This is a genomic window from Spiroplasma endosymbiont of Agriotes lineatus (assembly GCF_964019485.1).
In the GTDB taxonomy this organism is placed as follows: domain Bacteria; phylum Bacillota_I; class Bacilli_A; order Mycoplasmatales; family Nriv7; genus Nriv7.
The window spans coordinates 1-21,770 of sequence record NZ_OZ026448.1; the positions used below are offsets into that span (position 1 = coordinate 1).

Below are 21,770 nucleotides of genomic sequence, written 5' to 3' on the forward strand. Positions count from 1 at the left end.
TGTGATTTATGATTCATAAAGAAATGTGAGAACAAGTTAAAACAAAACTAATGGGCGAAACAATTGATCCAATTATTTTTAATACTTATATTAAAAATACTAATATTCATTCAATTACTAATAATAATGAATGTATCATTTTAGTTCAGAGTGGTTTTGCAAAAGAAATTTTAACAAAAAATTTAACTAATAAAATTCAAATTATTATTAATCAAGTTAGTAATCGCCAACTAAGTGTTAAATTTCTTGAACAATATGAAATTGAAAATATGCCTCATCAACAATATGATGAATGTAATGATAATTTAAAAAGTAATAAAAAAAAATTTACCTTTACTAACTTTGTTAAAGGTGCTTGTAATCAAAATGCTTATCAAGCATCATTAGCTGTTATTAAAAATCTTGGCATTAGTTGAAATCCGTTATTTATTTATGGAAACTCAGGATTAGGTAAAACGCATTTATTACACGCTGTGGAAAATGAAATTATTAAAAATAATCCTAATATTAAAATTCGCTACTTATCTTCAGAAGAATTTGGTCGCATGTTTTTAGAAATATATAATCATGGTATTGATGCTATTGAAGATTTTAAAGATTCTTTTAATAATTATCAAGTATTATTAATTGATGATATTCAATTACTAGCAAAAAGAAACAAAACTAATGAAATCTTTTTTAATATTTTTAATCGTTTTATTGATGCTAATAAACAAATTATTTTAACTTCTGATAAATATCCTGATGAATTAGATGGTTTTGAACAAAGGATGGTGTCACGATTTCAAAGCGGATTAAGTGTTTGTTTGGATGCTCCTGATTTTGAAACGGCCTTAAATATTTTAAACTTAAAAGTTAAAGAAGTTAATTATAATGCAACGGTTTTTGCCAAAGAAGTTTTAGAATTTATTGCCTTAAATTTTAATACTGATGTTCGTAAATTAGAAGGAGCTTTAAATCGGGTGATTTTCTTTTCAGTAATGAACACTAGTGCTGAAAAAATAATTGAATTAGAAGATGTTAAAGAAGCTTTTAAAAGTTCAAATATTATTATTGATAAGCGAGAAAAAATTACTATTAAAAAAATTAAGCAACTTGTTGCGGAATACTATAATATTCCTGTTAAATTACTTATTAGTAAAACTAGAGTCGCAAATATTACCATTGCCCGCCATTTAGCAATGTTTTTATCAAGAACACTTATTGATGAACCCTTTTCTCGGATTGGCATTGAATTTGGTGGTAAAGACCATTCAACGGTAATGAGTGCCTGTCAAAAAATTGAGATTTTAATTAAAAATAATAAAGAATTTGCTAAAATAGTGCATTTGTTAATTAGCAAATGTCAAGAATAAATTCTTTTAAAGGAAAAAAGTTATTAACAAAACTATCAACAGATTATTAACAGTAAAAATGTGTGATACTACAAGATAGTTAGTAATATTTGAAGGTTATCCGCATTGTCAACAGTATACTACTAATATTACAATAAATATAAATATAAAATATATAAGGAGTCACTCTAAATGATTATTACTATTTCTCGTACAAGATTATTAAATGAAATTAATAAAATTTCGCGAATAATTTCATATAAATCGCCATTGCCGGCGTTAACAGGTTTATTATTTGAAGTTAAACCTGATAAGTTAATTTTAATTGGTTCTTCAGGAACATTATCAATACAAGTTGAAATTAAAGTTAATGAAAGTAAATTACAAATTGAAGAAATAGGAAAAACTTTAATTAAAGTTCGATTTGTTAGTGAAGTAATTCGTAAAATTGAAAGTGACATTATTCGCATTGAAGTTGTTGAAGGCAGTGTGATTCGCATTAATGCTAATAATTTTGATTCTCAGTTAAATACTTTAGATTTTAATCAGTACCCTAAAATTTTGTTTGATACCAAAGGACAAGAATTTATTATTAGTAATGCAATTTTAAAAGCAATTGTTAGTCAAGTTGGATTTGCAATTGGCGAACAAGAGAGAAATATTATTTTTACAGGGATTCATTTTTTATTTAGTAAAGGAAAATTAAAGGTTACAGCTACTGATTCATTTCGGTTAGCTAGTAAAGAAATAAATTTTCCCTATTATAGTGAGAACGATTATGAAGTTATTATTCCAGGAAAGGTAATTCAAGAAGTAAATAAGATTAGTGAAAAAAATAATGATGTTATAATAATTGTTAATAAAATAAATATTGTTTTTAAGATTAATAATACAATTTTACAATCAAAAATTATTGATGGTAAGTATCCTAATATTAATAAAATTATTCCTGAAAGTTATAATAGTAAGATTGTGATTAATAATCGTGATTTATTAAATGCCATTGATCGTGCCAGTGTATTAAGTCACGAAATTAGTAATACTACAATTAAGTTAAATATTAGTAATGATAAAATTAATGTGGAGGCTAGTTCTAGTGAGATCGGTAATTCTAATGAGAATTTAAGTAAGTTTCAGTTATCCGGTGATGCAATGAATATTGCATTTCGCTCACAGTATATGATTGATGCGATTAGAGCTTTTAAAACTAATGATTTAAATATTAATTTAACAGCCGAGGATAAACCAATTATTATTACTAGTGATGAAGATCCAACATTATTACAACTAGTCTTGCCAATGCGAACTTATTAATTAGAAAATTAAAAATGCGTGTTTATAAATTTCATTTTATGAATCCGCATTTTTAATTTTTAAGACTATTTTAAGGTATTTTTATTATGATATATAATTTCGGGCGTATAAAGTTTTATTAGACAGGAAAATATTTAAATAATTTTTAATGAAAAGCAACGACAATTTAATTATCATTTTATTTGGAAAATAAATAATAAAAAAATCTTTAATACAACAAACACAATCTCAATAAAAGGTTATAAAAACCAAGGAAGGAAAACGCTTATAAAAATAACATTAAAATAAGTTTTTATAACAAAAATCATATATAAAAAATATATACTTAATTTGAATATTGAAATAATTTATAGTAAATGATTATTTTTTATTTTTTTAAAAATACCTAAGAAAACTAAACGCAGTCTATAATATAACTATTGCATTTCCTAAATGTCCTTAAAAGTGGTACAATTAGTCATATTCGGTGTAAATTTATAGTAGTAAAAACATCAATGTGTGATAGGAGAGATTTTAGTGTTGAAAAGAAAATATGATGCATCTTCAATTCAAATTTTAGAAGGTTTAGAAGCAGTTCGTAAGCGACCGGGAATGTATATTGGAAATATTTCTAAAGAAGGATGACATCATTTAGCATGAGAAATTATTAGTAATTCGATTGATGAGGTTATGGGCGGCTATTGTAACGAAATTAAAATTACTTTGTTAAATGATAATGAAATTATTATTGAAGATAATGGTCGTGGAATTCCAATTGATATTCATCCTAAAAGTAAAATCTCTGTTTTAGAAACAGTATTTACTGTGCTTCATGCTGGTGGTAAGTTTGATGGTCAAACTTACCAAGTATCTGGTGGTCTTCATGGTGTGGGGGCATCGGTTGTTAATGCTTTAAGTAATTATTTAGATGTCACGGTATACCGTGATGGTAATATTTATGATTTAAAATTTCATAATGGGGGAAAAATAAAAGAAGCTTTAAAAATTACTGGCACAACTGACAAAAGAGGAACGGTTGTTCGTTTTATGCCGGACATTAGTATTTTTGAAGAAAGTCAGTCATTTAATTACACAACTTTAAAAACGCGATTAAAACAATTAGCATTTTTAAATAAGGGTTTAAAGATTATTCTTATTGATGAAAAAGCACAACGAAAAGTAGTATTTCAATATTTTAATGGTCTTCGTGATTATGTTGCTGATTTAAATAGTGATCGTATTGTTATTCATAAAGAAATAATTTATAGTGATCAACAATATGATGATACTCATATTGAATTTGCTGTGCAATATAATGATACATATCATACGCAGTTATATTCTTTTTGTAATAACATTAATACTTCTGAAGGTGGAACGCATGAAGAAGGGTTGCGTTTGGCACTAACGAGAGAAATAAATAAATATGCATTAAATAATAAGTATATTAAAATTAATGATGAAAAATTATTATGAGATGATTTAAAAGAAGGTTTAGTTGCTTTACTTTCTCTTAAAATATCTGATCCGCAATATGAAGGACAAACAAAAGCTAAATTAAGTAATAAAATCGTTAGGCAAATAGTTTCTAATGCGATTGGTAATGTTATTAAAAATTTTCTAATGAAAAATCCACAAATTGCGAAGAATATTTTAGAAAAAACATTATTAGCTTTTAGAGCAAGAATGGCAGCAAGAAAAGCTCGCGAAATTAGTCGTAAGAAAAATTTACTTGATGTGGCACCACTACCAGGTAAATTAGCTGATTGTAGTAGTAATGATGCTAAGATTAGTGAACTTTATATGGTTGAGGGTGATTCTGCTGGGGGCACTGCTAAAATGGGACGAGACCGTAATTTTCAAGCTATTTTGTCATTAAAAGGTAAAGTTCTTAATGTTGAAAAAGCAAGAATTGAACGAGTGTTAGAAAATGATGAAATTTTAACAATGATAACATCATTAGGTTGTGGTGTTAATAAAGATTTCAATATTGACCGATTACGATATCATAAGGTAATAATTATGACAGATGCTGATGTTGATGGTGCTCATATTCGAACTCTATTACTAACATTTTTTTATCGTTATATGCATGAATTAATTGTTGCTGGTTGTATGTATATTGCTCAACCACCACTATACAAAATCCAAGTTGGTAAAAAGAGTAATTATGTATATTCTGATCAAGAATTAGAAAATTTTAAAAAATCGTTAAAAGATGATCAAAAATTTAGTATTCAAAGATATAAAGGACTTGGAGAAATGAATGCTGAACAATTATGAAGTACGACAATGAATCCTGAAAATCGCCAGTTACTAAAAGTAACAATTGAAGATGCTAGTATTGCTGATATGACTTTTATTATGTTAATGGGTGAACAAGTAGAACCGCGAAAAATATTTATTGAAGAAAATGCCGAGTATGTTAAGCATCTTGACGTTTAGGAAGGTGAAATAAATGAATTTAGATAATCAAAATAATATCAAAGATATTGATATTAGTAAAGAAATGCAAGAAAGCTTTTTAGAATATGCAATGTCAGTTATTGTTTCCCGGGCGATTCCTGATGTTCGTGATGGTTTAAAACCAGTTCATCGTCGAATTTTATATGCTATGTATGATTTAGGAATAACTTATGACAAACCATATAAAAAATCAGCACGAATTACCGGAGAAATTATTGGGAAATATCATCCTCATGGCGATACTGCTGTGTATTATTCAATGGTCAGAATGGCACAAGAATTTTCATCACGATATCCGTTAGTTGATGGTCAAGGAAATTTTGGTTCGATTGATGGCGATAATCCAGCCGCGATGCGTTATACCGAATCACGAATGAGTAAATTAGCTAATGAATTAGTAAACAATATGAATAAGGATACGGTTGATTTTGTTGATAATTATGATAGTACCGAACGAGAACCGAAAGTATTACCGGCATCCTTTCCTAACTTACTAGTTAATGGTTCAAAAGGAATTGCTGTTAGTATTACAACTGATATTCCGCCACATAACTTAAATGAGGTTATTGATGCTTTAATTTATGTGTTGGAAAATCCTCATGTTACAATTGAACAATTAATTTTGCAAGATATTGTTAAAGGACCAGACTTTCCAACAGGAGCAAATATTATTGGTAATCAAAGAATTAGAAAAGCATATTTAACAGGTCGTGATACGATTACTGTGCGTGGAAAAGTAAGTGAAGAAACATTTAAAAATGGTCGTAAAGCTTTAATTATTAATGAAATTCCGTATCAATTAAATAAAACTCGTTTAATTGAAAGAATATCGTACTTAGTAAAAAATAAAGAAATTCAAGGTATTTATACGTTACGAGATGAATCTAATCACGAAGGGATTAGAGTAGTAATGGAATTAAAAAATGATGTTAGTAGTAAAATTTTATTGAATAAGTTATATAAAATGACACCGTTACAATCAACACATTCAATTAATTTAATTGCTTTAAATAATGGTCGTCCCAGACTTATGAATTTATTACAAATTTTACAAGCATATTTAGAACATCAATTTGTTGTTTTAGTTCGAAAAACTAAGTTTGAATTACAAAAAAATCAAGAGCGGGCTCATATTTGTGAAGGATTAGTTATTGCTTTATCTAATATTGATGCTATTGTTCGTTTAATTAAAAAAACAAATGCACCAACAGAAGCAATTGAGAAATTAGTTAGTGAATTTGCATTGAGTAAAATTCAAGTCCAAGCTATTTTACAAATGCGTTTGCAAAGATTAACTGGTTTAGAACAAGTTAAATTAGAAGAAGAATTAAGAATATTAAATGATGATATTGCTCAATGTCAAAAAGTTTTGCAAGATGTTAGTGAACGAACAAAAATTATTAGTAAGCAATTAATAACAATTAAAAATAATTATGGTGATTCACGAAGAACAATTATTACTAGTGATGAAGAAGATATTGCCATTGATGAAATATCATTAATTAAAAATGAACCGGTAGTTATTATTTTTTCTGAAAATGGCTATATTAAGCGGTTAAATTTAGATGAATATCGCACCCAAAAACGCGGCGGGACCGGTGTTAATACAATAAATTTAGGTGAAACCGATGATACCAGAATAATTATTATTGCTAATACTCACGATGACATTTTATTTTTTAGTGATATCGGTAAAGTATATCGTTTAAAAGCTTATGAAATTAGTAGTTTTTCACGAGCAGCAAGAGGAACGCCAATTATTAATTTAATTAATATTGAACGAAAAGAGAAAATTAAAACTTTAATTGCCATAAATTTAGAAAGTAGTAAACAGTATTTATTTTTTATTACTAAAAATGGAATTGTGAAACGCACTGCCATTGGTGAGTTTGATTCAATTCGTAAAACAGGTAAAATTGCAATTTATTTTAAAACCAATGATAGTCTTGTTGAAGTTTTATTAACAACAGGTGATACGAAAATTATTATTGCTACTAGTAATGGTAAAGCAATTCATTTTAATGAGAATGAAATCCGCTTATTACAAAGAAAAGCCGCAGGAATTAAAGGAATTATTTTAGACAATGATTGCTTTGTTATTGGGGGCTGTACCAGTGCGACGGGAAATAACATTATTACTATTTCTGAAAATGGTTTAAGTAAAATTACGCCTTTACAATCATTTCGTTTAACAAAAAGAGCCACTAAAGGTGTTAAAGCAATGAAATTAACTCCTAAAACTGGCGACATTGTTGCGATTAAAGCTATTAAAGGCAATGAAGAGATGCTAATTGTTACGAATAATGGTGTTGGGATTCGTGTTAATTTAAATGAAATGAAAATTTCTCAAAGAAATAGTAGTGGTATTAAACTAATTAAGTTAAAATCAAAACAAAAGATAAAAACTAGTGCTATTATTTCTGTTAACTAGAATTATTCTTAAAATAATAGAGGGTTTGTTAAAGTGATTGATATAAATTATTTATCAGAAAATATTGATAAAGTTATTAAAAGATTAACAACCAGAAATGCGGATTTTTTGTATTTAAAAAAAGCCAAACAATTAAATACGAAACGCAAACAAATTATTACTAAATTAGAGCAAAAACAAGCAGAACATAATAAACAATCAAAATTAATTGCATCATTAATACAAAAAGAGAAAACTAATGAAATTGAAGTCTTGAAAGGAGATTTGGGAAGTAATAAGTTATTAATTGAAACATTAAAACATCAATTACTAGTTGTTGAAAGTGAAATTAAGGATTTGTTATTAAAAACACCAAATATTCCTGAAATTACTGTCCCCATTGGTATAAGTGAAGCCGATAATGTTGAAGTTAAAAAATGAAATGAAAACAAAGCTTTAAAATCAACGCACCCACACTGAGATATTGCAAAAGATTTAGATATTATTGATTTTAATCGAGCAAAAAAAATAACTGGTAGTCGTTTTGTTATTTATAAAAAGGTTGGCGCTCGTTTAGTTCGTGCCTTAATTAATTTAATGTTAGATGTTCATTATCAATCTGGTTATGAGGAAATTATTCCGCCAACAATTGTTAATACAAATTCATTAATTACTACTGGAAATCTGCCTAAATTTAAAGAAGATTTATTTCAATTACAAGAAAAAGATTATTATTTAGTTCCTACGGCAGAAGTACCAATAACTAATTTGTATCAAGATGAAATTATTGATGGTCATAAATTACCTTTAAAATATTGTGCCTATACAACTTGTTATCGCTCCGAAGCCGGAGCAGCTGGTAAAGATACTCGGGGAATAATTCGCTTGCATCAATTTCATAAGATTGAGTTGGTTAAAATTACTAAGTCAGAACAATCGTATGATGAATTGGAAAAATTAACTAATGACGCTTGTAAAATTTTAGAACTTTTAGAACTACCATACCGCGTTATTGAACTTTGTACGGGTGATTTAGGATTTAGTGCTGCGAAAACTTATGATATTGAAGTCTGAATGCCTTCACAAAATAAATATCGTGAAATTTCTTCTTGTTCTAATTGTGAAGATTTTCAAGCCCGAAGAGGAAAAATTCGTTATAAAGAAAAGTCACAGGATAATGCTAAGTTAGTTCATACATTAAATGGTTCGGGATTAGCAGTTGATCGCTTGGTAGCAGCAATTTTAGAAAATAATTATCAATCTGATTGTAAGGCGGTTGTCGTTCCTAAGATATTGCAAAAGTATTTGAATGGATTAGAAAAGATTACTGTTTAAGGAAAAAAGATGTTTCATATGAAACATCTTTTTTAAATTTTGTTTTATTTATTGTATTTAATTGATAGTTTTGGACCAAACATTTTAAATTTTACTCTTTATGTAGTTTGGAAAATAGAAGTAATATTTAAAGCGATATAAGATATGTTTAATCTTTAAGATTGTTAATTGTTTCACATGAAACAATTAACAATCTAATTTTTAAGGTCGCGCTTGGTTTTCTTAGGTATTTTTAAAAAAATAAAAAATAATCATTTACTATAAATTATTTCAATATGCAAATTAAGTATATATTTTTTATGTATGATTTTTGTTGTAAAAACTTATTTTAATGTTGTTTTTATAAGCGTTTTCCTTGGTTTTTATAACCTTTTATTGAGATTATGTTTGGTTGATATTAAATATTTTGTTTTATTATTTATTTTCCAAATAAAATGATAATTAAATTGTTGTTGCTTTTCATTAAAAATTATTTAAACCTTTTTCTATCTAATAAAATCTTATACGTTCATTTTTTAAAATTTACTGCTATTTTTTCTAGTTATGTATTATAATTAACGTAGCCATTACAATAGTAACCTCTGAACCTGGTCAGGACAAAAGTAGCAGCCATAAGGAGAAGTGCTATGTGTAGTGGTATTTTTTTGTGTTAAAATAAATTAATAAAATAGGAGTAAAAAAATGCCACATATTCAATATATGAAAGTAGCCATATCTCTTGCTAAAATTGCATACCAAAATGGCGATGTTCCAGTTGGAGCAGTAATTGTTGATCCGAATGGTATTATTATTGGTCAAGGTTATAATTCTAAAGAAGTTAATAATAATCCGTTGGAGCATGCGGAAATGATTGCTATTGCTAATGCCGCTAAAAAATTAGGTCAATGAAGGTTAAAAGATTGCGTTTTATACTCAACTTTAGAGCCATGCTTAATGTGTACGGGAGCGATTTTACAGTCACGAATAAAAAAAGTTTTTTTTGCTGTTAGTGACCCTAAGTTTGGCACTGTTGTTTCACAAAATCAATTACTAAATAAAAATAAGTTTAATCATCAAGCATCATATGATGAAGGGTTATTAGAATTGCCAGTAAAACAAATTTTACAAAGATTTTTTCAAGAAGTTCGTAAAAATTAATAATAAATAATTGTAAATAAAATTTTTTTGATTGCCATAATATTATATAATTTTGTTGAGAGTATAATCTTAATAACTACAAAGGTGGATTGCTAAATGAAATATTTAACGCTATATCGAAAATATCGCCCCAATAGATTTAGCAAAATTATTGGTCAAAATCAAATTGTGACTTCGTTACAAAATACAATTATTAATGATAATTTTAGTCATGCTTATTTGCTTTGTGGACCAAGAGGCGTTGGTAAAACTTCAATTGCTAAAGTATTTGCTAAAACTATTAATTGTTTAAAAATAATTAATGGTGAAGCTTGTAATGAATGTTATATTTGTGAAAGTTTTAATAATAATTCTTGTCTTGATTTATTAGAAATTGATGGTGCTTCGAATAATGGTATTGATGAAATTAGAGAATTAAAAGAAAAAATTTCATTGTTACCATCGCTTTGTAAATATAAGGTATATATCATTGATGAAGTTCATATGTTAACGATTAGTGCTTTTAATGCTTTATTAAAAACATTAGAAGAACCACCGCGACATGCGATTTTTATTTTAGCAACGACAGAAGTATATAAAATTCCTTTAACAATTGTTTCTCGCTGTCAAAAGTTTGATTTTAAATTAGTTAATAAAAATAATTTAGTACAAAATTTAATAACAGTGTTGCAACAAGAACAAATTCCTTATGAAAAAGATGGTTTAGAACAAATTGCCCTTTTAAGTTCGGGATCAGTTCGTGATTCATTAAATATTTTAGAACAAGTAATTGCTTATAATCGTGAATTTGTTAATTTAGCAAGTGTTAATATGCTTTTTATGATTCCAAGTAAAGCTGAAAAAATTGCGTTTTTGTTAGATATTATTAATAATAAGACATTAAAAGTTTTGCAAACTGTTAATAATTTTCTTCAAGTTGGTGTTGATATTAATAATTTAACGATTGATTTAATTAATATTTGTAAAGAAATTATTATTTTTAAAATTACTACTAATAAAGAATTATTAATGATTTTAGATCCTGATGACTCGTTACCGTTTAGTATTTTGACACAAGAACAATTATTAAAAATTATTGAAAATTACATAGAAGCATTAAATAATTATCGTTTTAGTAATAATGCAATAATGTATTTTGAAATTGCTTCATTTAAAAATATGAATTACTTTCAAAATATGACTTCAATAGTAACGACTAAGGTTAATGGTCATCGTGATAAAATGATTACTACTATTGAAACTCAGCAAGTTGATAATAAAAAAAAATCATTAACATTAAACGATTCTGAGTTAGTATTAGCCAGCGATGATTTAAAACAAGAGCCAAGCAAGATGCTTGTACCACAGAATTGTTTACAAAATGATAATAAAAATCAAGTAATTAAAGAAAAAGAAGTACCTGATGCTGTGGTTGTATCACAAAATGATAGTGAAAATCAAGATAAAAAAGATGAAAATGTTTCTGAAACTAATAATATTAGTGTTATTAATAAACCTTTTATTTGAGAAATGATGGATTATTTTAATGTTTTATCACAAGCTGATAAGTATTTAAGAACAGAATATAGTAATCGCTGAAATTTGATTAATGAGTATTTAACTCATAGTTCGTTTCATAAAATTGTTAAAATGTTAGTTGATACGACAATTGTCGCTGCCATGAAGGGGGCGATTATCTTATCTTGTCCCATTCAACGCCAAGCAACAATTGTTAATAATTATAGTTTTACTAAAAATATGCAAGATTTTTTGAAAGATATTTTGCTTACGAAAAATTTAATTATTATGGCGGTTCATACTCCAGAATTAGCATATATTCGCCAAGAATATTATCATTTACGAATTGCTAATAAGTTGCCAACGCCACATTCACTTAATTTTAAAGATTATTATTGTCGAGAAGAAGATATTATTGCCAAAGAGAAGTTATTAGATAATTCAGTTTATCAAACAGTGCAAGAATTATTTGATAATATTGTCTTAATTGACTAATTTAAAGGAGAATCAAGTAAATGATTATGCAATATCCTGAAGTTTTAGAAAAGTTAGTTGATATTTTAAAAAAATTCCAGCAATAGGGAAAAAGAATGCCGAACGGACAGCTTTACAAATATTTTTGCAAAAATCTGATTTTATTAATGATTTAGTTACCACATTACAAGAAGTGCGGGACTCATTAATGTTATGTAGGCAATGTAATAATATTAATAATGAAAAAATATTTACGATTTGTCAAGATACACAAAGGGAACAAAATGTTCTTTGCATTGTTAGTAATTGACAAGATTTATGAGCATTAGAAAATCATCAAGTATTTAATGGGGTGTATTATATTTTAATGCAAGAAATTGATTTACAAAAAGATATTTCACCAAATGATTTATCTTTAGATTTATTATTAACTCGTGTTAGCAATAAAAATTGACAAGAAATCATTATTGCTACTAGCCCAACAATTAATGGTGAATTAGCAGCGCAGTACATTAATAGATTATTAAAAAATTATTATGATGTTTCAATTACTAGAATTGCTCATGGTTTACCGGTCGGTAGGAGCAATAATTCATTATGCTGATCAGTTTACATTAAAAAAGTCATTTGAAGGTAGAAAAAAACTATCATAAGGAGAAATTAAAATTGTGAATTCAAAACCATTTTTTATATCATTAGAAGGAACTGAAGGCTCTGGAAAAACAACTGTTGGTCAAATGCTGAAAGAAAAACTGCGTCAAGAAAATTATGATGTGATTTTAACTCGCGAACCAGGAGGAGTAAAAATTTCTGAAAAAATTAGAGAAATTATTTTAGATAAAGAAAATTCAGAAATGGATAAATGAACGGAAGCGTTGCTGTATATTGCTGCTAGAAGACAACATACGGTTGAAGTTATTTTACCAGCATTACAAGATAATAAAATTGTTATTTGTGATCGCTTTATTGATTCAACTTCGGCTTATCAAGGTTTAGGTCGTGGTTTAGGAATTATAAATTTAAATGATATTCAAAATACTATTATTGGTAATGCCAGGCCAGACTTAACAATTTTTTTTGATCTTGAACCAGAAATTGGTTTAAAGCGGATTAAAGATTTTAGAATGGTATCAGAATTAAATCGTTTGGATTTAGAACAATTAGACTTTCACCAAAAGGTTTATGAAGGATATCGAATTTTACTTAGTCAAAATCCGCAACGCATTAAAGTAATTAATGCTAAACCAGATATAAAAATAGTTTTTAAACAAGTATGAGTTTTAGTACAAAAATATTTGCTTGCTTTAAATATGAATGTTAATTAGTTAAGCATTACAAATTTTATTACTATTTACTTTTTATTTAAAACTATTTATTATTAATCAAACTATTTAATGGAGTTAAATACACGAATGTTGAATTTTAATATGTTATCAAAAAAATTTATTATGACAATTGAAAATTATTTAATTAATAATATGTTTCCGCATTCGCTAATTATTGCTAGTAATAGTGATGAAATTAATTATCAGTCGGCAATATATTTAACTTGTCGCTTAGTATGTGAAGATGTTAGTTGGTGTGAGGGAAAATGTAATAATTGTCAACGCGTAATTAGTAATAATTATCTTGATTTTGTTATTTTAAATTTATGTTCTGAAAAATTAAAAAAAGAAATGGTTCGTGAAATTATTATTAAATTTAGTTTGTCTTCGTTAGAATTAACAAATAAAAAGATTTATTTAATTCAAAACATTGAAGATGGTAGTTTGGAAGCTAATAATAGTTTATTGAAATTTTTAGAAGAACCACCGATTAATACATATGCTATTTTTACTAGCAAAAGTATTAATCGTGTTTTACCGACAATTATTTCTCGCAGTCAAGTTTTAACATTACCAACAATTGATTTTGAGGTAGTAGCGAAAAAACTTATTAATGAATGAAAAATTGTTCTTGAGGATGCCAAGTTAATAAGTAATTGTTTTTCTGATTGAAATGAAATTGTTGCGAATGTGGATTATGTTAAATTTTTGGAAATTAAATTGCTAGCATTAGATTTTATTACTAATTTTATTAAAAATAACAATGAAGATAATTACTTATTATCTAGTAAAATTAATAAGTTAGAGAAAAATTATTTATCTTTATTTTGAAAATTAATAATTTTAATAATGAAAGATAGTTTTTTAGAATTTCCACAATATTTTATTACGCAACAAAAATTTATTAAACAGGTTACTAGCAAAATTGCTAATAAACAAAATTATTTTTTAACGGTAATTTATGAATGTTTAGAAAGATTAAAGTTTTCTGTTAATAAAAATTTACTTGTTGATTACTTTATAATTATGATGTTAAAAATTTAAAAATGAGGTTACTATGAAGAAATTTTATGAAAGTCTTGATATTCAAGAAAAATATTTATTAGGGATTTCTGGTGGAACTGATAGTATGTTTTTGCTAGATAATTTGTATCAAGCAGGATTTAAAATTTTTGTTGTTCATATTAATTATCAAAAAAGAACTAATAGTTGGCAAGATGAATCAATTGTTGTTAATTATTGTTTAAAAAATAATATTGAATATGCTGTTTTACGAGTAAAACCCGAACAATATGGGAAAGAAAATTTTCAAAATCAAGCTCGGAAAATTCGTTATGATTTTTTTATGAAAATAGCAAAAAAACAAAAGATTTTTAATCTTGTTATTGCTCATCAATTTAATGACTTATTAGAAACTTATTTATTGCAAAAACAAAGAAAAAGTTTAGTTTCATATTATGGTTTACTTTTTAAGCGAAAAATTAAAAATTTAACAGTTTTTCGACCAATGTTGAAAGTAAAAAAACAAATGATTCTTAATTATTTAGAAAAAAAACAATTAGATTTTCAAGTTGATGATAGTAATGGATTGGATATTTATGCTCGTAATGTTATTCGGAAAAAAATTGCTTATTTTTCAAATCTTGAAATTAATAATTTATTACAAGAAATTAATGAAAAAAATATCCTTTTAAAGGAAGAACAACAAAAAATAATAAAATTATTGGTGTTGATGATAATTGATGATAAAATCAATTACAAGTTGTTTTTATTATTAGAAGAAAAATGACAACAAAAATTAATTTATCAATATTTATTAATAATTGATGATGAATTAGTAACTAAAAATTATTTAAAAAGAATTTTAAATGGTGTACTTAAAAGTAATAAACCAAATATTCATATTAAATTAAATGATCAATGAATTTTTATTAAAGAATATAAATTTATATATCTAAGTAAACCAATTATTAAGGATAATTATTGTTATACAATTACTAACTTGAAAAATTTTAAAAGTCGTTATTTAATATTAAAATTAAAAAATAATGGTAATATTAAGGGAATGGGATTTTTTGTTGCTAATGATGAGTTTCCGATTTATATTAAGTGTAACGAGTTTAATGAGAAAATTAAAACTAAGAATGGCACAAAAAAAATTAATCGTTTATTTATTAACAATAAAATTAGTTTTCAGCAAAGAATTAATTGACCGGTAATATATAATTGTCATCAACAATTAATTGTGATTCCAATGTTGGCTGTTGATGCTAATCATTTGAAAAACAAAAGTAATTGATTTATGTTAAAATAAGATAGTAATTATGAAGAGAGGAAAAGATTGTGCAAAAGCGTAAAAGAAATTTAGGTTTTATTTTTATTATTTTACTGTTCGCATTATTATTAGGAATTCTAATATGATACCTTTTAAAAGGTGGTTATGAGTATCCTGATTTTAAGGATCTTAAAATTTGAATTGAAACAGGTAAAATTAAAGACCAAAATATTGCTGCTGTTAGTTGAAAAATGGGTCAATCATTAGGAAATTATACATTATTTGGAACTTTTAAGCTAGGTAATGGGCAACGCTATCAATTTCAAATGGTTTTAGTTGATTCAATGTGAAAAACAGTTAATGACTTACTTAATGGTGAAAAAGTAAGTAATATTTTTAAAGGTAAATTACCAACGATATATAATCCTAATGAATCAAGTCTTTGAACTGAATTATTGCGAATGTTACCTTTCTTATTATTAATTGGAGCATCAGTATTTCTTACTTTAAGAATGATGCGTTCTCCAGGTGACTGTGGCGGAATGAATCCGTTTTCAATGGGGAAAAATAAAGCGCGACAAACAGAATCAAAAGTTAGATTTACTGATGTGGCGGGAATAAATGAAGAAAAGCAAGAATTAGTGGAAATTGTTGATTATTTAAAAAATCCGACAAGGTATGCACAAATGGGGGCAAGGACACCCAAAGGGGTTTTGTTAGAGGGTCCTCCGGGGACAGGGAAAACCTTGTTAGCAAAAGCAGTAGCTGGTGAAGCTAATGTTCCTTTCTTTTCAATTTCTGGTTCGGAATTTGAAGAGATGTTTGTTGGTGTTGGTGCATCACGGGTTAGAGAATTATTTAATAATGCGAAAAAAAGTTCGCCGTGTATTATTTTTATTGATGAAATTGATGCTGTGGGAAGAAAACGCTCATTGTCAATGGGGCCAGGAGCTGGTGAACAAACTTTAAACCAATTATTAGTGGAAATGGATGGTTTTGAAACGAATGCTGGTGTTATTATCATTGCGGCAACTAATCGTGTTGATGTTTTAGATCCAGCCCTTTTAAGACCAGGGAGGTTTGATCGTACGATTCAATTATCATTGCCAGATATTCGTGAACGAGAAGCAATTTTGCGATTACATGCTCGTAATAAGAATTTATCACCTAAAATTGCTTTTAATCGGATTTCTGACCGAACTCCAGGGTTTAGCGGTGCGCAATTGGAAAATGTGCTTAATGAAGCAACATTATTAGCGGTGCGAAAGCGAAAAACCGTTATTGATTTAGCCGATATTGATGAGGCTATTGATCGTGTTGTTGGCGGGCCCGCTAAAACTTCAAGAACAATTACGGAAAATGATAAGCAAATAGTTTCTTGTCATGAAGCGGGGCATGCTTTAATTGGTTTAAAATTAAGACATGCATCTAAAGTTCAAAAAGTAACAATTATTCCTCGTGGAAATGCGGGTGGTTATACGATTATGACGCCAAAAGAAGAGAGTTTTTTGCATTCACGCGATAATCTTTTGGCAACTATTACTGGTTATTTAGGTGGAAGAGCATCAGAAGAATTAATTTTTGGTGCTGAAAAAATAACTACAGGGGCGCATGATGATTTAGAAAAGGCAACTAATATTGCACGCCGAATGGTTGTTGAGTTTGGAATGTCTGATTTGGGATTGCGACAGTTTGAAAGTGCTAAAGATGGGTATATGGGCGTTAATAGTGCTAATAAATTTTCTGATGATATTGCTCAAAAAATTGATGCTGAAATTAATAAATTTTTGGATGAATGTTATCTTGAAGCTAAAAAAGTAATTAAGGAACATCGTAATATTTTAGATTTAATTGCCGAATCGTTAAGAGTTTTAGAAACAATTACTGCTGAACAAATTGAATATATTGATGAAAATGAAAAGTTACCACCAGATGTGTTAGTTGCCAAAAAAACTCAAGAAGAATTTCGCGAAAAAGAACTTCGTGGTGATATTATTGAAGCAAAACCCAAGGGGCGAAATTCTGATATTTTATCATCAGATATTAAATCTAGTGATAAAAAAGCCAGTGGTATAATTAGAAAAAGTTGGGAGTAGGTGTAATGGCAAAAAAGCGATTTTCAAAAAAATCTGAAAATGATAAGAGTATTATTTCATTAGAAAATAATAAAGCACTTTCAACGACGATTAAAGAAAATTTAAAGTTACAAAAGAAAATGACTAAGGCTTGTTCCAAAAGAATTTTAAAAGGTGAAATTATTTCTACCTTAGGTTATAAACCTGATTTAAAGAAATTTATTATTGAATTGCATAATGTAGAAAAATCTTATTTAATGGGAGAGATTGAATATAAAGTTTTAAAAGGGATTGATTTAAAAATTAGTCGTGCTGAATTTGTTGTTATTTTAGGACCTAGCGGTAGTGGAAAAACAACATTATTAAATATTATTTCTGGTTTGGATAAAGCTTCAACTGGTGACGTTTTTGTTGATGGTCATAACTTAACATTGTTAAAAAATCGTCATTTAACTGATTTTCGTTGTAATTATGTTGGGTTTGTTTTTCAAAATTATAATTTATTAGATACTTTAAGTGCTAAAGAAAATGCTGAAGTTGGTGAAAACTTAGCTAAGAATAAAAAACGCGTCATGACATTGGAAGAAATTTTTGCATCAATTGGCATGTCAGCAGAAATGGATAAAAAACCTTCACAATTATCTGGAGGGCAACAGCAAAGAGTTTCAATTGCAAGAGCAATCGCCAAAAATCCTTCAATTTTGTTTTGTGATGAACCAACAGGGGCTTTGGATGAAGAAATGGGGCGAAAAGTTTTAGAAATTTTGTTAGATATTAATAAAAAAGAAAAAACAACAATTGTTACTGTTACTCATAATCCTAATATTGCTCAGTTAGCAGATATTGTTATTCATGTGAGAAATGGTATTATTGATAAATTAAAAGTTAATAAAGACCCTAAAAAACCTAAAGATATAAAATGAGCTTAATAAAATTGTATTAATAAAACAGTTACTGATAAGGATATTATATTCAAGGAGTGAAAAAACAATAGACTTGGTAGGCCGCGTTTAGTTTTCTTAGGTATTTTTTAAAAAAATAAAAAATAATCATTTACTATAAATTATTTTAATATTCAAATTAAGTATATATTTTTTATGTATGATTTTTGTTGTAAAAACTTATTTTAATGTTGTTTTTATAAGCGTTTTCCTTGGTTTTTATAACCTTTTATTGAGATTATGTTTGTTGATATTAAATATTTTATCTTATTATTTATTTTCTAAATAAAATGATAATTAAATTGTCGTTGCTTCTCATTAAAAATTATTTAAACCTTTTCTTACCTAACAAAACTTTATGCGTCCAATTCTTTTTCTTACCATTTTTACATAATAAAATTTAATTATTATTAATTTATCTTTTTAAGATTTTTAATTTTTTAATTAAGCATTTGATTTATATATCATGGTAGCAATAATAATGTTCTGTATTCTTAACCATTTTTATTTAATAAATTCCTCTCTAAGACATAAAAAATGTAACTAAAAAAGTTACATTAATTTTGATTCATTATTTCATAAAGACTAATAGTTAAAGCATTAGCGACATTCAAAGATTCCACCCCGTTTGATGTTGGAATATAAAAATTATCATCAATCAATGGTCATAAATGAGAATTTATTCCTTTGCCCTCATTACCAAATAATAATGCCACTTGATTATTAAAATTTACATCTCGCAAACGATTATTAGCTTCTTTAAATACTGTACCATAAACTTTAAAACCTTTATCTTTTACACTAGCAATAACAAGTTCCAAATTAGTTTTAATAATATTTAGATGAAATATCGCCCCCATTGAGGTCCGAATTACTTTATCATTATAAATATCAACACTATCATTACTAATATATAATGTTTGCACACCAAAGGCAACACAACTACGAACGATATTTCCCAAATTAGTTGGATCTTGAATTTTGTCTAACATGACAACTAAATTTTTATCAACTTCATAACTATAATCTAAAAAACTACAAACACCAATAATTGGTTGAGGACTAACAGTTGCAGATATTTTTTTAATAATTTGCTCATTAACAGTAATTATATTAATAAAATCTTCAATTTTATTAGCAATATCTTGTGTTGCTAAAATCATTAATAACTTATTTTGTTTCTTGGCCTCTTCAATTAAGTGAAACCCTTCAATAAGAAACTGTTCCTTTTCTTTACGATACTTGCTCTCTTTTAACTTGACTAAATCTTTAATTAAGAAATTATTTATTGAATTAATTATTTTCACATTAAAAATGCTTTCTAAAATTAATGGTGCCCAAGATCGGACTTGAACCGATACAGATTAACTGATGGTTTTTGAGACCATTGTGTCTACCATTCCACCACTTGGGCCTTATTTTTTTAATTATATAGTATTTTAGTAAAAAATCAAATATTATCCAGAATAAAGTTGCCCGTTTTTATTAATAACAAGCGACCAATTAATTATTCTCAATTTTCAGTTTTATTATTTGTTAATACTTCAATTTCAAACGAAGCATAAGAATTTCTTACTTTAATAATTCGGAAAATATAGTTATTATATTGAAATTCTGAACTTTTCTTAGTAATTTTTGTTTCACCGCTAATTTCACGATATCATTCATTTAATGTCTTGGCATTTGTTACTGGTATTGATTCATTTAAAGTTTGAAATAACTTTTTTAACTTAATTGTTCCTACTACTTGAAATTTATAATGCCCAATTTCATAAATTTTTCCTGTTGTATCATGCTCATCATAAATTTCACCAACTAATTCTTCAATTAAATCCTCCATTGTAATAATGCCAATAAAATCTTTTTTAGTTTTACTGCTTGTTACAATTGCTAAATGCATCTTATTCTTTTGCATTTTTTCTAAGGCAACACTTAATTTGGTATTTTTAGACAAAAATAATGGTTTTAATAAAAGCGGTGGTATCGTTAATGATTCATCACCAAGGGTATTATTAATAACAATATCTTTAACATTAAGAATTCCCTTAACAACTTTAGTATTAGGATTTATTACTGGTACTCTAGTAAACTTCTTTTGCCGATATAAAGTCTTAATATCACTAATAGAGCTATTGTAATTAATTGTTAATGTTTTATTTCTTGGTTGCATCGCCGTTTTAACAGTTTTTTCATCAAACATAATTGCTGAAGTAATTAAATGGCGTTCTTGTTTTTCTAAAACACCTTCATTTTCAATAGTTTTTACAAGTTCTAATAGTTCTCTTTCTGTTGTTGAAGGATGCTCTGATTTTAATTTAATTTTTGAAAACATATAAGCTAATGGATAAAAAAACCACCTTATCACAACGATTACTCAAGAACAACTAATAGTTAACTTTTCAGGAATTAATCGTGCAATATTTTTAGGAATAATTTCTCCAAATAACAATACAATCACTAAAGAAAACATTGTTGATATTATTAACGATCAATGTGTTGGTAAACCCAATTGATTATCAAAAAAGAAAGTAACAAATGTCGCTAAAGCAATGTTAACTAAATTATTAGCAATTAAAAGCGTTGTAATCGTAATACTATAATCTTTAACTAAAAGATATACTTTTTTAGCTTTTTTTGCGTGCCTTTTATTAGTTTTTGCTAAATTTTTAATTCTAATAATATTAATTGAAGTCAATGCCGTTTCCATTGCTGAAAAAAAAGCACTTAAAAATAATAAAATAAATATTGTTGGTACTAACCAAGATAATGTAATTTGTCAACTCATATTAAAAATGAACCAATCATCAACTTCCACTAGTTATTAATTCCTCCTAAAAGATAGCTTCTTTAAATATAGATTGCAATTATAACATAAAAATCAATTGATATTAACTAATTGTTTACATATGGCCACATTTAGTTTTCTTAGGTATTGCTTTGAAGAAGTAAAACAATCAACTAATTATATTATTTAAGTACTAAACTAACATTGGCCTTCTTGTTATTGTCATTTTTATTCATTGTTATTCTATCATATTATTGAATTTTTACACAATAAATTATTAATATTATTAAATTTTCATTAAATATATATTAATTTTATATTTTTACTTACTTAAATCTATTATATTTATTTGTTACAGCATTACCCTTTATTGGATAGGCTACAATAAGTTGGACCATAATTATATAGACTTCGAAATTATTA

15 protein-coding genes, 1 tRNA gene, 1 other RNA gene and 1 pseudogene are annotated in these 21,770 nt (G+C 26.7%); 15 read left to right on the forward strand and 3 right to left on the reverse strand.

Annotation, left to right across the window (positions count from 1 at the left end):
- Positions 1-8: 8 nt before the first annotated feature.
- The 15 genes and pseudogenes from dnaA (at position 9) to AACK93_RS00070 (ending at position 18,550) form a co-directional block, all read left to right on the forward strand.
- Positions 9-1,355 carry a chromosomal replication initiator protein DnaA gene (dnaA, locus tag AACK93_RS00005; protein WP_339024508.1) on the forward strand — a complete coding sequence of 449 codons (1,347 nt, stop codon included), beginning with the start codon at positions 9-11 and terminating at the stop codon, positions 1,353-1,355.
- Positions 1,356-1,526: 171 nt separating this feature from the next.
- Positions 1,527-2,648, forward strand: a complete 1,122-nt coding sequence (gene dnaN, locus AACK93_RS00010) for a DNA polymerase III subunit beta (protein ID WP_339024510.1) — start codon at positions 1,527-1,529, stop codon at positions 2,646-2,648.
- A 513-nt stretch (positions 2,649-3,161) separates the two neighbouring features.
- A complete protein-coding gene (gene gyrB / locus AACK93_RS00015) occupies positions 3,162-5,072 on the forward strand; it encodes a DNA topoisomerase (ATP-hydrolyzing) subunit B (RefSeq protein ID WP_422398201.1) in 1,911 nt (636 codons plus the stop codon).
- 13 nt (positions 5,073-5,085) lie between these two features.
- A complete protein-coding gene (gene gyrA, locus AACK93_RS00020) occupies positions 5,086-7,524 on the forward strand; it encodes a DNA gyrase subunit A (protein ID WP_339024512.1) in 2,439 nt (812 codons plus the stop codon).
- A 33-nt stretch (positions 7,525-7,557) separates the two neighbouring features.
- Positions 7,558-8,838, forward strand: a complete 1,281-nt coding sequence (serS, locus tag AACK93_RS00025) for a serine--tRNA ligase (protein WP_339024513.1) — start codon at positions 7,558-7,560, stop codon at positions 8,836-8,838.
- 555 nt (positions 8,839-9,393) lie between these two features.
- Positions 9,394-9,488: signal recognition particle sRNA small type (ffs, locus tag AACK93_RS00030), an RNA gene on the forward strand.
- Between the two features lie 31 nt (positions 9,489-9,519).
- Positions 9,520-9,975, forward strand: a complete 456-nt coding sequence (locus AACK93_RS00035) for a nucleoside deaminase (RefSeq protein WP_339024514.1) — start codon at positions 9,520-9,522, stop codon at positions 9,973-9,975.
- Between the two features lie 96 nt (positions 9,976-10,071).
- Positions 10,072-11,967 carry a DNA polymerase III subunit gamma/tau gene (gene dnaX, locus AACK93_RS00040; protein WP_339024515.1) on the forward strand — a complete coding sequence of 632 codons (1,896 nt, stop codon included), beginning with the start codon at positions 10,072-10,074 and terminating at the stop codon, positions 11,965-11,967.
- A 187-nt stretch (positions 11,968-12,154) separates the two neighbouring features.
- Positions 12,155-12,496 (forward strand): annotated as a pseudogene (locus tag AACK93_RS08005) (toprim domain-containing protein); the annotation flags it as partial.
- A 13-nt stretch (positions 12,497-12,509) separates the two neighbouring features.
- The gene (locus AACK93_RS08010; protein ID WP_422398173.1) at positions 12,510-12,599 is read left to right on the forward strand and encodes a hypothetical protein; all 90 of its coding nucleotides are present in this window, start codon (positions 12,510-12,512) and stop codon (positions 12,597-12,599) included.
- Positions 12,600-12,614: 15 nt separating this feature from the next.
- Complete coding sequence (gene tmk / locus AACK93_RS00050; protein WP_339024517.1) at positions 12,615-13,271, forward strand: dTMP kinase; 657 nt, start codon at positions 12,615-12,617, stop codon at positions 13,269-13,271.
- An 87-nt stretch (positions 13,272-13,358) separates the two neighbouring features.
- Entirely contained in the window at positions 13,359-14,315 is a 957-nt protein-coding gene (locus tag AACK93_RS00055) for a hypothetical protein (RefSeq protein ID WP_339024518.1), read from the forward strand.
- A 13-nt stretch (positions 14,316-14,328) separates the two neighbouring features.
- Complete coding sequence (gene tilS / locus AACK93_RS00060; protein ID WP_339024519.1) at positions 14,329-15,585, forward strand: tRNA lysidine(34) synthetase TilS; 1,257 nt, start codon at positions 14,329-14,331, stop codon at positions 15,583-15,585.
- A gap of 29 nt (positions 15,586-15,614) precedes the next feature.
- The gene (gene ftsH / locus AACK93_RS00065) at positions 15,615-17,642 is read left to right on the forward strand and encodes an ATP-dependent zinc metalloprotease FtsH (protein ID WP_339024520.1); all 2,028 of its coding nucleotides are present in this window, start codon (positions 15,615-15,617) and stop codon (positions 17,640-17,642) included.
- 5 nt (positions 17,643-17,647) lie between these two features.
- Positions 17,648-18,550 carry an ABC transporter ATP-binding protein gene (locus tag AACK93_RS00070; protein WP_339024522.1) on the forward strand — a complete coding sequence of 301 codons (903 nt, stop codon included), beginning with the start codon at positions 17,648-17,650 and terminating at the stop codon, positions 18,548-18,550.
- Positions 18,551-19,119: 569 nt separating this feature from the next.
- Here AACK93_RS00070 and AACK93_RS00075 read toward each other — a convergent pair.
- The 3 genes from AACK93_RS00075 to AACK93_RS00085 form a co-directional block, all read right to left on the reverse strand.
- Positions 19,120-19,869 (reverse strand): RNA methyltransferase, encoded by a 750-nt coding sequence (locus AACK93_RS00075; protein ID WP_339024523.1) that lies wholly within the window; start codon positions 19,867-19,869, stop codon positions 19,120-19,122.
- Between the two features lie 24 nt (positions 19,870-19,893).
- Positions 19,894-19,976: transfer RNA gene (locus AACK93_RS00080), tRNA-Leu, on the reverse strand.
- A 93-nt stretch (positions 19,977-20,069) separates the two neighbouring features.
- Complete coding sequence (locus AACK93_RS00085; protein ID WP_339024524.1) at positions 20,070-21,377, reverse strand: hemolysin family protein; 1,308 nt, start codon at positions 21,375-21,377, stop codon at positions 20,070-20,072.
- Positions 21,378-21,770: the final 393 nt, after the last annotated feature.